This window comes from Chitinophaga terrae (ex Kim and Jung 2007) (assembly GCF_900107795.1).
Lineage (GTDB): Bacteria > Bacteroidota > Bacteroidia > Chitinophagales > Chitinophagaceae > Chitinophaga > Chitinophaga terrae.
Window position 1 is genome coordinate 38187 of record NZ_FNRL01000036.1, and the last position, 14306, is coordinate 52492.

Sequence of the window (14306 nt, forward strand, 5' to 3'; positions counted from 1 at the left end):
AAAAAAGCTGCTGCTAAGAAAGCTGCTCCTAAGAAGAAAGCCGCTCCTAAGAAGAAAGCTGCTCCTGCTCCGGCTCCTGCAGCTCCATCTACTCCGGCATCTTCTAACTAAGATCGGAACACAAAATGTAGTTATAAAACTCTCTCTACCCCGTAGAGAGAGTTTTTTTATCCCCACTCCTTCCCTTATTTTTACTCCATGGATAATTATACTATTGCAGACAACTTTTCCCTGTTGTCTAAACTCATGGAAATAAATGGTGAGAATAGCTTTAAAGCCAAATCATTCTCCTCTGCCGCCTTTACCATAGAAAAACTACCCGCCCAGCTAAAAGATATGCCACGCGATGAAATATTCCGGATCAAAGGAATAGGCGAATCTACCGGCAAAGCAATCCTGGAAATGCTGGATACCAACGCTTTCTCATTACTCGAACAATACCTGCTCATTACCCCTCCGGGCATCCTGGAAATAATGAAGCTGAAAGGACTGGGACCTAAGAAAATAGCCACGATCTGGAAAGAACTGGAAATAGAATCCATGGGCGAGTTACTCTACGCCTGCAACGAAAACCGGTTAATGCTCCTGAAAGGATTTGGCGCCAAAACCCAGGAAAACGTCAGGCAAAACATAGAATTCTACCTCGCTAACCGGCATCGCTTCCTCTTCGCCGAAGTAGATGCTCTCGGCCACTCGCTGGAGGGTAAACTGAAAGACCTCTTCGCCCCGGCCCCGGTATCACTTACCGGCGCCTTCAGGAGGAACAACCCGATCATTGACGAAGTAGAGATCCTTATTGCCGCCCCGGCCGAAACAGTAGTGCAGCAACTCAGCGCCCTGCCGGGCCTCGCCCTCTCCGAAACCCAGCAACAGCACAGCACCTGGCAACTAGATGAAAAGCTGAAGATCGTAGCTCACTCCTGCGAGCCTAAAGACTTCTACGCTCAACTCTTCGCCACCACGGGCGCTGCGCCGTTTATCGATAAATTCAACGCCGCTGGCGGCGCTTCTTTCATCAAAGAAGCCGTTTCCGAAGAAGCCATCTTCAGCGCCGCCGATATGGCCTTCATCCCTCCCTGCCTCCGCGAAGGCGGCAAGGAAATAGACCTCGCAAAAAATAAACAACTGCCGGAGCTCATCGCCCCGGCCGATATCAAAGGAATTATCCACTCCCACAGCAACTGGAGCGACGGCGAGTCATCTCTCAAAGAAATGGCCTTAGCCGCCAAAGCTAAAGGTTTCGAATACATTGTCATCAGCGATCACTCCCGCACCGCTTTCTATGCAAATGGACTGCAAATTGAACGGGTGCTGCAGCAACATGCCGAAATAGACGCTTTCAACAAGGAACTGGCGCCGTTTAAGATCTTCAAAAGCATAGAATCAGATATACTGAACGACGGAGCATTGGACTACCCCGATGAAATCCTCGCGAAATTCGACCTGGTGATCGCTTCCGTTCACGCTAACCTGAAAATGACGGAAGAAAAAGCCATGGCGCGACTGCTGAAAGCCATTGAAAACCCGTATACCACCATCCTGGGGCATATGACAGGCCGGCTTCTCCTCAGCCGCAATGGTTACCCGGTAGATCATAAAGCGATCATCGACGCCTGCGCCGCCAACAATGTAGTGATAGAACTGAATGCACATCCGCGCCGGCTGGATATCGACTGGACCTGGCTGCCCTACGCCATCGAGAAAAATGTGCTGATCTCCATCGACCCGGATGCGCACAGCATCCAGGGCTTCGACGACGTAAAATATGGTACCCTGGCTGCACAAAAAGGCGGTATCACCAAAGCAAACAATCTGAGTAGCTATACTGTTGACATGCTGGAAACTTACCTTCAGCAACGCAAGCAATTAAAAAATATCCACTCATGATGCTACTGGCCTTAGCCGTGGCCCCGGGTTTAGCTATTTGCCTGTTTGTTTACGCGATGGACAAATACGACAGGGAACCCGCAGGCTTACTTCTGAAAAGCTTTTTACTGGGAATGTTATGTGTTGTTTTCCCGCTGCTGATGCAGGGAGTGGCGCTTACATTCGGCCTGAAGGAGTCTAACGGCACAATACTTGGCACTGCAGCTTTTGCTTATGGCGTAGTAGGAATATCAGAAGAGCTGGCAAAATTTATCATTTTACGGGGGTATTCCTATCCTAAAAAAGCCTTTAATGAACCCCTGGATGGGATCGTGTATTCGGTAATGATAGGAATGGGATTCGCCACCCTGGAGAATATAGCCTATGTTGCCAAATACGGCGTAGGCACCGGCGTTGCCAGGATGTTCCTATCTGTTCCGGCACATGCTACCTTTGCCATCCTCATGGGATATTATACCGGCCTTGCCAAATTCATTCCTCACAGAAGCGGAGAATTGCTGCTCCGCGGACTCCTGATCGCCGTATTCTTCCATGGAACTTTCGACCTGTTCCTGTTCCTCGGAAATAATCTGCTGATGATCGGCGCATCCCTGATCACGCTGTTCTTCGCCGCCCGCCTCTCTTACAAGGCTATTAAAAAAGATACGGCGCTTTCCAAACAACTATACGAACAACATTACTTTGAAGAAGAAAACAACGATCAGCAGCTTTAGCTATTTTTGTTTTCTCAGATAATCAATACTTATGTACAACATCCAAACCGCAACTGTTAACGATATTCCTGCTATCCAGGAACTGGTTGAAAGAATATGGCCTCAAACCTACCAGGCTATCCTCTCCCAGGAGCAGATCTCCTATATGATGGATATGATGTATAACACCAACGCCTTAACCCAACATATAAACGAATTAGGGCATCATTACAACCTGTTGCTGGACGACGATATATTGATCGGTTTTGCCTCTTACAGTCATACAGACGCTCCTGAAGTATACAAACTCCACAGGATCTATCTCGATCCTGCGTACCAGGGAAAAGGCGCCGGGAAATGGCTGCTTAACCAGGTGATCGGCCAGGTAAAGGCAAAAGGCGCCCACATCCTGGAACTGGATGTAAACAGGTTCAATAAGGCCAGGTTCTTTTATGAAAAACAGGGATTCACTATCTACAAAGAAAAAATAACAGACGTGGGCAGCGGCTTCATTATGGATGATTATGTAATGAGATTGCCCTTATAAAAAAGTAAAGCCCGGTAAGGATATACCAGGCTTATTCCCAAGTTAACCATTAAAAGACACAACTCTTTATATTGAGTAATATTATATCGCGTTATACATCTATTTACGAGAAGTATTCATAAGCGGATTTTACCATAAGAAAAAAAATAGCATCTTTTATATTTTAATGTAAAAGATGCTATTTTTTAATGCCTTATAACAAAAAGAGGCTAACTGGATTACCAGTTAGCCCCTGTAGGTTTGCCTGAAATGCGTATATCGGTTATTACTCCAAGCCTGGACTATTTGGCGGTTAAAATTGTTCCTCCCTCCTCTGTATCATCGTCATGAATAACTGCTACTGCTTTGTTCAATTTTAAATCCGGTGCAATCTTCAATACTCCTGCATTGGCAGCCGCTGTAGCATCGCGCAGTTTTACCGCTACCAGCGCATCCGCTTCTTTGATACGATCGTTCACCAACGCCACCTGGATATCTGTTTCACTGAATGCGCAATCGCCCGTGATCTTCACCATATCGCCGTTCATAATCACATAGTCTTTACCGTAAGCGGCAGTGCTGGACGAGTCGACTCCAAAATAGATGTTGATATCGCTGCCGGTGCAGTTGGTTTGCACAGACTGGTCGGCTGCTTTTACCAGTATACATTTGAACATGCTTACCGGTGCGGTTGCAGATTCGTTGGCATCCGTCAGCTTAACAAGAGTGATATGCGCCGGTTGTTCCTGTATATATTGGGAAGCTGAAATGCTGGTCACATCACCGTTGTAGCCAACAACCGCCTCATTTTCCGCTTTGATCTCACTCAATACCAATACCACTGTTTCTGCCAGTTCAAAACGATTGTCGTCCTTCACTTTTACATTCAGGGTAGCTGTGGTAGCGCCGCTGTCGATAGCGAATGGCGCTTTGATGCTGCTTACGAAATCAGCTCCCGGCAACGCGGTACCGTTACCGAATTTATAGGTTAAACGTACAGGTTTGGATGTTGCGTTGATCAGCGGTGTTCCGTCTCTCTTAAACAAACCTGCAGAAAATACTACATCGGTGCTAGGCTCAGCACCATTGCTGCCGCCAACAAACTTTACCATCGCCGGCTGGTCAAGGATCGTTACTTCGCCTTTTGCCTTTGTTAAATGCAGTTCTGATGCATCCAGGATCTCAACATGGAAGGCTTCTTTCCCTTCCAGCAGGTTATCGCTTTTCACTGGTATCTGGATGGTTTTGGAGATGATAGCCCCGGCTGCAAACTCTGATGGTACAAAGGAAATCGTTCCTTCTGTGATATCGAAGTCGCCGGCTCCTGCGCCTCCTTTATGCGGAATGGTTTTATAATGTACATTCACCGGCGTTCTTACGCCATTGCTTCTCAGGAAGCCTGATAAGGTAATGGTCAGTGAAGCGTTCGATAAGCCATTCAGTGGCTCTGACACAGCGATGTCGTTAATGCTTACCCCGTGGCTGATCTTGATGATACGGTTGCCATCTTCGTCACCGCCGCCGGCTGCAAGGATCTCACCGGAAGGACTCATCAGCAGGGATGCCAGTGAAGTTTTTGCATCATATTTTCCCAACTGCTTGTCGAACATTAAATCCCCGTCCGGGCTTACTTTGATCAACCGGTAACCGTCTCTTGCTACCACGCAGATCTCATCATCTTCTGTCAGCAACAGGTGCTGGAATACTGAACCGATGTTCTTATCAATAACAGTAGTACCATCAGGCAAGAGTTTTACGATCTTACCGGTGTTATTCGTAACGTTACCTCCCGCTGCCACTACTTTACCGTTTTTGCCAACTTCTAACGAGAATAAGGCAGCATCTGTCTCTTTATTGAACAATTCGGTACCGTCCGGACGCAGTTTAACGATACGGCCTTTGTCTTTCTCTTCCGCGCAGGCGAAGATCTGACCCAGGTCGTTGACCTTCATCGCATTGAACTTGCCATCTACTGTACTATATTCTTTATCGAATACTACCTGTCCTTCCGCATTTACTTTGGTGATACGGCTGGCGTTGCCCGTACCATAGGCGCCTCCGCCCATTGCCAGTATTGATCCGTCTTCCAGCAACAACATCTTCTCGAAAACAGCGCCTGGTTTGCCAAAAGAAATATCATATTGTTTTTCTCCCTTTCCATCTACTTTAACAAGAAACGCTTTTCCCTGTCCATCTCCCACATCTCCGCCTACGGCAATAATGTTTTCATCTTCGTCGATCAGCACATTGGTGAACATATTATGTGCGCCGAAGCCTTTGTCAAATTCTATCTTTCCATCGGCCGACATCTTGGTAATGCGGGCCTGCGCAGGTTTGCTGCCATCTACCCCTACCATGATATAATTGCCATGCCGATCGGTGATCACCTTCGTGAAGTAACCTCCCTGGCCATTGCCGATGCTTTTATCGAAGATCACTTCGCCGGTGGAAGACAGCCTGGTGACGCGGGCATTCCCGTATGCGATAGTACCTCCGCCAACAGCAACCAGTTCTCCTTTAGGCAATAGCAACATATCCTGGTAAGCAACCAGGCCTCCTTTATTCAGCTTTGCATTGTAGATCAGGTTACCGGTAGCCGATAACTTGGTGATACACCCGTTATCGTTACCTCCGCCGATAGCAACAATTGCATTGTTTTCAGCGATAGCCAGTTTCCTGTACTGGTTCTTTGGTGCGCTGAAACTCTTGTTAAACACGACAGGCATTTCCTGGGCAAAGGCTTGGGAACCCAGTGCCAGGAAAAGCATCAGTGAAGTAAATTTGTTCATTAGTTTTAGTTTGATATACGCGAATAAATATTAATTAACTACTGGATATTGATCTCGCAACGCCTGTTCACCCCCTGCAAACGGATAAAGATCTCCCTGTCGTTTTCCAGGGAATACTGTGTAGCTACCCAAACCGGGCGGGTTGAACCAAAATAATTGATCCTTACCTTGCCGGCTTCTACACCCCTGCTCAACAGGCATTCCTGGATATACAGCGCCCGGTTCCTCGACAGGGAAAGATTATATCTTTCTGTTCCTATAATGTCCGTATGCCCGTTCACCATGATCACACGGCTGGGATTCGCTTTCCATATCCTGAAAATAGAATCCAGCTTTCGCCATTCCTGGTCCTGCGGTACAAAAGAGTTCAGGTCGTAATAGATCACTCCCGGTACTTTCCAAAGCTGGTCAATAGTGCGCAGGGTGCTGTCTTTACTTCCCGTATACCGGATGCCATCGGAAATGATAGCATTCTCCCGGTTCCACGACACCAGTTCAGGACTGCTATAGCTGGCCCGGGCAGTTTGCGAAGGCGCTGCAGCGGCATTGGTAACGGTTTGTGTAGCCGTTCCCGTTACATTGGTATTGCTACCCTGCCATGGTATCATTTCCGGAGAACTATCGATGATCTCGTTTCCATAATCGACAACGTTCCTTTCGGCTGGTGCAGGAGCTGCAACAGCAATAGGCATAGGCTTTCTGGTTGTATCAACAATAGGCTTATTCACAGGTACTCCATCGTATTGTTTACTCCCTACTAAAGTCTGCATCTGGCGGTTGTCCGCCCCGTTCACGGTATAAGGTACTTTATCTTCGTCTTTCGCCGGTTTTCCAGGATAGGGAAGATCCAATTGTTTCAAAGGATTCTTCTTCAGGTTCAGTACATAAATATGATCATTATCGTGTACGCCTGAACGATCTGAAGTAAAATACAATAACAACTTCTTCTCATCCAGAACAGGATTCAGGTCGTCGAACTGCGTATTTACCGGGTATGGTAAATGTTCAGGGCCCTTATCCAGTTCTTTAATATTAATCACAAATATATCAAGTCCTCCGAACCCACGTAGCCCATTCGAAGAAAAAAATAATTTTTCCCCCACAATAAAGGGATACAACTCGTTGCCATTTGTGTTAACGGTAGGTCCCAGGTTCACGGGCGCCTTCCATTTTTTGGCTTCTTTATCCCAATCTGTATAATAAATATCAGTTCCGCCGAAGCCGCCCGGCATATCTGATGCAAAGTACAAACGTTTGCCAGATGGAACAACGGAAGGATGCAGGAAAGAATAGTTCTCCGTATTCCTGCCTATCCGTACAGGTGTTGGCTTGCTCCAGATGTCATGTCCTTCCTGGTAAGTGGCGGCCAGCAACTGGGTACCGTTATTGTAATTGATGTAAGAGTTCTTGTCATTCTTTACATCAGTGAACCTGTTGGAGGTATAAATAACCTTTTGCCCATTGTCGTAGAACGATGCCGGCCCCACCTGCAATACGCCTCTAAGACTGTTGTTGAAGGGCTCTACCCCGTCTTCAGAGACCTGGTAAAGTTTTGAATTTGTGTAAAAAGATTGCTGGTCTTTCTTTTTTATATCGTTAGATAGGAAAACGATATTGTCTTTATACAACGCAAGGCCGTATTGATAGCCCGGTAAACTCAGTCTTAAACTATCTACCCGCATGTTCACAACAGAGTCCCTGTTGAAGAAGCCGTAGTAATTCACCAACGATTCCTGCTGGTTGGCAAAGCGGGCATTGTTCTTATAGTCTTTGGCATAGGTAGCGCTGATCTCCTGCGCCTTCGCCACCCGTCCTGTTCTTTTCAGGAGATCTATATAGTTGGTAACATCTGTTACCAGTATATCTTTCGCCGGTTTGTACAACAGCTCATCATAGAGGCTGATGGTTTTTTCGAATTGCCGGGTTTCATAATAGATACGGGCTAATTGCAATTTGGCTCCTCTCAATACTTCTTCCCTTCCACCCTGATTAATGACATCATTACACAAGGAAATAGCTTTTTCATATTCCTGTCTCTTATACAAACGCTCGGCACGTTTTACTTTAGCCAGTCCTCCGGATGAAAGGGTATCGTTTACAATACCGCAGGAAACAAACAGGAAAATAAAGCTCAGGAAGAGTATGAAGTTTGATAAACTAATTTTTCGCATACTATTCTTGATTAAATATTATTAGAAATAACGTGGCGCCACCACTTTCCACTTAGACCAGGAGAAGCGGTAATTCAGCATCACTTCATGCGATACTGTTTGTGCGCCTTTTAAATTGGATTCCATCGGCGAATCATACGAATAACCCAATTGCAGGTTCTTTGTCAGTTGTACCTGTACGAGGCCCGTGATGGTTTTTTCAGACCTCCAGGAAGCGCCCAGCCAGACAAGGTTCTTCAGCAGTATATTCATATTCAGATCATACTGGAAGCCGGCTCCCTTTACCTGCCTTAATAAAATATTAGGCTTCAGTTTTACATCGTTATTGATATTGAGCAAATACCCCGTCTGCAAATAGTAATGCGATTCTACTACTACCTTGTTCATTTTGCTCCCGAGGTCGAAGCTCTTGAAAATAGGAGTAGATAGCCCGATGAAGAACCGGTCGGTGAATACCATGAAACCGAAGCCCACATCTGTTTTCCAATAGCTTTGGTTATTGGCGAACACCGGGTCGGAAATGGATAACCGGCTGTTATCTTCCCTGTATTGCGTCATGCCGCCTTTCAGGCCCATAGCCAGGTATATTTTTTCGCTCAGCTTTACCCGCTGCGATACATTCAGGTTTACGGCGGTCTGCGAGTTCACGGTGATCTTTTCATTCATCAGCGAAAACCCCAAACTGGTGTTGGTTGCCTTCACCGGCGTATAAAAAGATGCCGTGGCTGTTTTAGGCGCTCCATCCACTCCCACCCATTGATTGCGCCCAACAGCAGTGAGGCTCGACGACTCATCCATGGAAGGGTAAGCAGGATTGATCACCATGCCATTAAACATGTATTGCGAGAACAAGGGTTGTTGCTGCGCCTTTATATTCCAGGCGCACAGGCATAGAACAGTTGCTCCCAGGGTTCGCATAAGATACTTTTTCATAGGTATCAGCTTAAAGTATAGCATTAGCGTTTAATCACAATAAATCCGGTATAGTGTTCTTTCTTTCCATCTATCGTTACCTCGATATTATAGAAGTATGATCCGTCAGGTACGTCATTCCCTGAATTGCCTCCGGCATTGGCCCTACCTCTGAAGTTCCTTGACTTGTTATCATAATTCTTCATTTTGAATACGGTACCGCCCCAACGATTGAAGATCACCACCTCGTTATCCGGGTATTTATCAATGTTTTCGATATACATCACGTCATTACCCAAGCCATCGTTGTTTGGAGAAATAGCCGGGTGTACCCGCAGTTTACCTGAGTTGTTATCGATCGTTCTCTTGTCCCTGGTAAATTTCTCTACCGAATCAGGAACGCCATCTCCATCTGAATCCAGGTCAAGGAAGTTAGGGACACCATCTCCGTCTGTATCATCGTCGAACGGATCTCCGTTCTTGTTAATATCCTCATCACCGTCCGACAAGCCGTCGCCATCTGTATCGCAGGCGTAGCACATAGGATCGTCGTTCAGGATCACGCCGGTAGCTTTAGATGGCGTACCTATGGTTGGCGCATTTTGTCCTGAAGGCACCGTAGCGTTCAGCATTTTTACAATAAATGTCTCGTTCTGCTCAAACGTCGTATCGCCGTTGATGTTTACTACCAGCTGGGCAATAGATTGCAGCGGCGGGATCACGAGTTGCTTAACGGTATTATCGAAGTCTGTACCCGGCGTTGCCCTGAAGTCCATGTACGGGTAAGAAACACCGTCTGTCGATTCTTCGAAATCGTAGCTGATGGTGATCGGCCTTGAGCTTTGCCTGTTCAGTTGCACATTGAATTTCAACGGCGTCACTTCTCCCCTGTTTCCTTCCTTCACGCTAAACTTCCCTTCAGTAAAGCTGAGCGTCAGCGGGTCGTTATCGGTGATGATCACCTGCGCTTCTGTGCTGGCCCCTGCTTTATAGATCAGGGAACCGCTGCCGCTCAGGTAAGGCAGGATCGTGGCTTTCAGGAAGCCGTTATCGTCGTTGATATCGTTGTCTTTAGCGGTGATGGTGAAAATATGCTCTTTCGTGTTGGCAGGCATCATCACGGTAATGATGTTGCTGTTGACAATAGCCTCGCTGGTAGTAAAGGTGCGTACCGCGTCCTGCATTACCTGTACCCGGATCGGGATTGGATGTGCAGTAGTAGACGGAGAAGAAAGTTTAAAGCTGATGGCTTTACCCTCATCTATCGTGCTAACGGTGGTGGTAAGATCAACTACCAGGGTATCATTATCCTGTATGTTCACCACTGCATTGGCCGCTGCTGCAATAGGCCAGGTAATACCTGCCATGCTGCTGGATACGGCTTTCAGGTTTGCAGTTACAGTTTCGTCTCCTTCCACAATATTGTTATCTATCGGCGTTACCTTAACGTCTACGCCGTTCTGACCAGCAGGAATGGTGGCGGTTCCGCTGAGCGGCTGGTAGCGGGTACCGGCTATTGCCGTGCCGCCAATGGTATAAGTGATGTTCACAGGTTTGGCAGCTGAAAGCGCGGCATCTGTGAAGCGTATCCTGAAGCCTCCTTCTATTGAAGGTTCGGCCGCGTCGCCTGTTTTAACAATGGTCATTTCCCTTCCCGGCGCTTTGCTTTCGTCGTCGAACACCGTCAGTTTAACAGTATCGGCGTCGTTCACATCCAGCGGGATGTTCTTGTTGAAGCGTCTCATTTGTGCCAGCATCAAGGCGGCCGACACAGTTTCATCACCTTCAATGATCTTGTTATCTATCACGGTAACAGGAACGGATACACTATTTTTTCCTGCCGGTATGGTTGCAGAAGCAGCAACCGGCGAAATGTTCGTTGTTCCGGTAATACCGCTTACATAGAATACTACTTTCACATCGGCAGCGGCTGTACTGTTGCCCGGCAGCTTAATGGTAAATGAACCGTTGGTAGCCGGTTCGGCAGCATCAGCAGCTTTCAGGAGCTGTACGCTCATATCGCCGGTTTCAGGGATCAGCACCAGTCCTGGCTGGGTGATGGTGTAGCCAGGCGTGGCCAGTTGCACGTTAAACTGCAACTGTTCGTCTCCTTCCAGTACATTATCATCTTTTATAGCCAGGGATACTGTTTTATTATGTTCGCCGGCTTTCAGTGTCATTGGAGTGGAAATACCTGCATAGTCAGCATCTTCGGCGGTAGAAGAAGCATTCCGGCTGATATTCACCGTAATATTTTCGTCCGACGTGATCTGGCTGTTCACAAATCCGTATGTCACGTTGCTGCTGCTGCCTTCATGGATGAGGGAAGAATCTATTCTCCACTCCATTTTCCTGTTATCAGGGTTCAGGCCAGTTACATCGTCGAGGGTTACGGACAACTTATCACCCTTCATACCTGTTACCTTCGGTTGTGCAGTGATCCATAGCAGCTCGGCTTTCTCTATCACATAGTCATTTTTGGCTGTGAAGCTGAAATCAACAGATGGTTGTCCTGCTTTGATGGTCACGGTATCCGGCAAGAGATCGATGTCGCCGGCCGCTGCCACAGAACCTGCCCCGATGGCCAGTCCTACTTTGATATCTTTTGAAGAAGTAACTCCTGTTGCCAGGCTAACTTTCATAGTATAGCTGCTGCCTTCTTTCACATGCGTACCGGTAGTTACAGCAGTAAGATGAACCAGGCCGGTAGCCGGATCGTCGTGCGTCCGGTCTTTGATGGTGATAGTTGTATCTTTTATTACCGCAGAAGCAAAGGTTGCATCCGTAATGTTGCCGGTCAATACCACTGTTTCATCATCTTCCAGCACCAGGTCTTTCACTGCTTTCAGGGCGAAGGTATTCTGGCCTTCATTCTGTCCTTTGTGGATGACAATATCATAAGGCGCCGGCAGGGCGTTATGATCTGCGTTGACAGCGGAACTGCGGACATTGTCTTTGGTTATATGAATAACGATGTCTTTACCTGCTTGCAGGTTATTTGGCAGCTGTGCGCTTAACACGGCGCCGGTAGCGGCTCCTTCATCCATACTGGCCAAAGTGCTCTTCAGTATAATAGGCGCCGGCAACGGGTATTGAGCGGCATCGTCCTCTATGGTAAGCGTTGGCAGCGTTACTGTATAAGTGCTGATACCGTCGGTAGCCGTAGGTGCAAACACGATGGTTTCAGGTCCCTCGGTGAAATTATCGTTCTTCACCTGCAAGGTAGTGGATACGCCATTGCCGCTATTAATGGTCACCTGTGAAGCCAGCACGTAATCGATATTTGCTTCAGCGGTACCGCCGGTTTGAGGCAGCTGTACGGCTACCGGCACTTCAGTGGTAATACCTGTAGGCAGGTTTACCGTTACCGTATGCGAATCGCCTTCTTTCAACGGCGCGGGCACTGTTACAGTTACTTCCAGGTTAGCCGGGTTGGTACGTGTAACATCGGTAATTGTTATTCCGGCATCGTTGATCGTATAGCCGTTAACGGTTGCATGGATATTCACCTGTTCATTTGCTTCCAGCACGTTGTCTGACAATACATCCAGTAGTTCAAATGTTTTTGTTGTTTCTCCGGGTTGCAGGGTAAGTGAAGCAGTTGTAAGTTTATAGTCTTTATTCAGCGCAGCAGTAGTGCCATTATCAACGCTGAACTGGATGGTTGCAGCTTTTGTAGAAGCATAAGGCGCAGTAACGGTTACATTTACCTTATTACCTTCTGCAATAGTAGTTGTGGCAGGCGTTAAGGTCAGTTTCCTTGCATTTGGCAACAACGCTGTCTGGTCTTTAATATACAGGCTGGCATTATTGGCCGGCATAGCTGTATTACCTGTGTTGCCGGTTATTACCAGCTTGCCTTCATCGTCGAGTATGTTATTGGTAAGGGTATTGATAGCGGAAGAAGAACCAACAGACTGGTTTTCTGCGATCACAATCGTTGCGGGAACAGTCGTATGGCGATTGTCTGCCACTGTTGAGGCAACTGCATCTTTACCCAGGGTGATTGTCCAGTCTTTGCCTGCTTTCCAGCCGTTTGGCAAGGTAGCCTTTATTATAGCCGATGCGCCTTCCAATACAGAATCCGGTACGCTGGTCAATATGACAGAATCGCCAGCCGGAAATGGATACTGCGCATCTTTAATGGTCATACGCAGCGTATCCACTGTGGTAGTATAGGCAGTACTCAAAGCATCTGTCACTTTAGGACCTATGGCAATCGCTTCTGCGTCTTCTACCAGTATATCTGTTTTAACTTTCAGCGTAGTGGAACCGTTGTTGCCTGTGCTCAATGTTAATGGCGACGGTAAGTCATAGTCAGTGCCCAGGATCGCCTTGCCTTTAGCACCGCTTAAGTCGATAGAAATTGGCACTTCGGTGGTTACGCCTGTTGGCAATGCGTAGCTGATAGTTTGGTCTGTACCTTCAGGCATAGGAGCGGCTGGTATGGTGAACGACAGCTTGGTATTAGCAGCAGTGCGGCGGGTAACATCCAGCAACTGGGTTTGCGTGCCCGTTACTGTATAACCGGTGGCGGTACCGTTGAGTTTCAATACCTCGTCTTTCTCAATCACCTGGTCTGCGTTTGCTTGCAGCACATCGGTGATCAGTTCTGTTGTTTTACCAAGCGGTAAGGTGATCGTAGCTGGCAGCGTATAATCGGTGGTTGCAGCTTCGGAAGTCACATCCCTGCTTAAGTTGATGGTTACATCTTTGGTAGCAGAGTAACCGGCAGGCAGGGATATACGAATACCTGATTTGTTGCCTTCGTATAAAGTGGTGCTGTCTATGGATAAGGTCAGTTTCTTTTGTGCTGGATCTGTAGCGTCTTTGATCTGCAACACCAGGCTTTTTGATGGCATGGAAGTGTTGCCGGTATTGCCATCTACCTTTAATATACCATCATCATCGAAGGTTTTGTTAGTGTTGATGGTGATAGCAGCCGCAGATCCGGATGTTGCATTTTCGGCAATCATAATGCTTGCTGGCAGTGTGGTATGCCGTGCATCTGCAACAGAAGCTATATTATCTTTTGCCAGATTGATAGCCCAGTCTTTACCTGCTTTCCAGCCGTTTGGTAAGGTAGCGGTAAATACGGCTGTTCCGCCTTCTGATACAGGATTTGGCGCGCTGGTTAAGATGATAGAATCGCCAGCCGGGAATGGATACTGCGCATCCTTAATGGTCATACGCAGTGTATCCACTGTGGTAGTGTAGGCAGTGCTCAAAGCATCCATCACTTTAGGACCTATGGCAATAGCTTCTGCGTCTTCTACCAGTATATCTGTTTTTACTTTCAGCGTAGTGGAACCATTGTTGCCTGTGCTCA

At 47.3% G+C, this 14306-nt stretch carries 7 protein-coding genes; 3 read left to right on the forward strand and 4 right to left on the reverse strand.

Annotated features, from left to right (window positions below; translation table 11 throughout):
- The first annotated feature begins 198 nt into the window (after positions 1-198).
- The 3 genes from BLV62_RS25475 to BLV62_RS25485 are packed head-to-tail and all read left to right on the forward strand — an operon-like array spanning position 199 to position 3126.
- Positions 199-1887 carry a DNA polymerase/3'-5' exonuclease PolX gene (locus tag BLV62_RS25475; RefSeq protein ID WP_089765537.1) on the forward strand — a complete coding sequence of 563 codons (1689 nt, stop codon included), beginning with the start codon at positions 199-201 and terminating at the stop codon, positions 1885-1887.
- Complete coding sequence (locus BLV62_RS25480) at positions 1884-2600, forward strand: PrsW family intramembrane metalloprotease (RefSeq protein WP_089765539.1); 717 nt, start codon at positions 1884-1886, stop codon at positions 2598-2600. Before BLV62_RS25475 ends, BLV62_RS25480 begins: the two co-directional genes overlap by 4 nt.
- A 31-nt stretch (positions 2601-2631) precedes the next feature.
- Entirely contained in the window at positions 2632-3126 is a 495-nt protein-coding gene (locus BLV62_RS25485) for a GNAT family N-acetyltransferase (protein WP_089765541.1), read from the forward strand.
- Between the two features lie 281 nt (positions 3127-3407).
- Here the strand turns inward: BLV62_RS25485 and BLV62_RS25490 are convergent, their stop codons facing one another.
- From BLV62_RS25490 to BLV62_RS25505, 4 genes are all read right to left on the reverse strand, one after another.
- Positions 3408-5894: a Calx-beta domain-containing protein gene (locus tag BLV62_RS25490; protein WP_089765543.1), complete on the reverse strand. Its 2487-nt coding sequence runs from the start codon at positions 5892-5894 to the stop codon at positions 3408-3410.
- A 38-nt stretch (positions 5895-5932) separates the two neighbouring features.
- Complete coding sequence (locus BLV62_RS25495; RefSeq protein ID WP_089765545.1) at positions 5933-8065, reverse strand: OmpA family protein; 2133 nt, start codon at positions 8063-8065, stop codon at positions 5933-5935.
- A gap of 21 nt (positions 8066-8086) precedes the next feature.
- Positions 8087-8998, reverse strand: a complete 912-nt coding sequence (locus tag BLV62_RS25500; RefSeq protein ID WP_168927992.1) for a PorP/SprF family type IX secretion system membrane protein — start codon at positions 8996-8998, stop codon at positions 8087-8089.
- A gap of 23 nt (positions 8999-9021) precedes the next feature.
- On the reverse strand, positions 9022-14306 hold a 5285-nt coding region (locus BLV62_RS25505; protein WP_139170396.1), incomplete at its 5' end, for a Calx-beta domain-containing protein.

What these genes read in the sequence shown, in the direction of transcription:
- BLV62_RS25475 (WP_089765537.1), top strand. Translation starts at nt 199, where the DNA reads ATGGATAATTATACTATTGCAGACAACTTTTCCCTGTTGTCTAAACTC.
- BLV62_RS25480 (WP_089765539.1), top strand. Translation starts at nt 1,884, where the DNA reads ATGATGCTACTGGCCTTAGCCGTGGCCCCGGGTTTAGCTATTTGCCTG.
- BLV62_RS25485 (WP_089765541.1), top strand. Translation starts at nt 2,632, where the DNA reads ATGTACAACATCCAAACCGCAACTGTTAACGATATTCCTGCTATCCAG.
- BLV62_RS25490 (WP_089765543.1), bottom strand. Translation starts at nt 5,894, where the DNA reads ATGAACAAATTTACTTCACTGATGCTTTTCCTGGCACTGGGTTCCCAA.
- BLV62_RS25495 (WP_089765545.1), bottom strand. Translation starts at nt 8,065, where the DNA reads ATGCGAAAAATTAGTTTATCAAACTTCATACTCTTCCTGAGCTTTATT.
- BLV62_RS25500 (WP_168927992.1), bottom strand. Translation starts at nt 8,998, where the DNA reads ATGAAAAAGTATCTTATGCGAACCCTGGGAGCAACTGTTCTATGCCTG.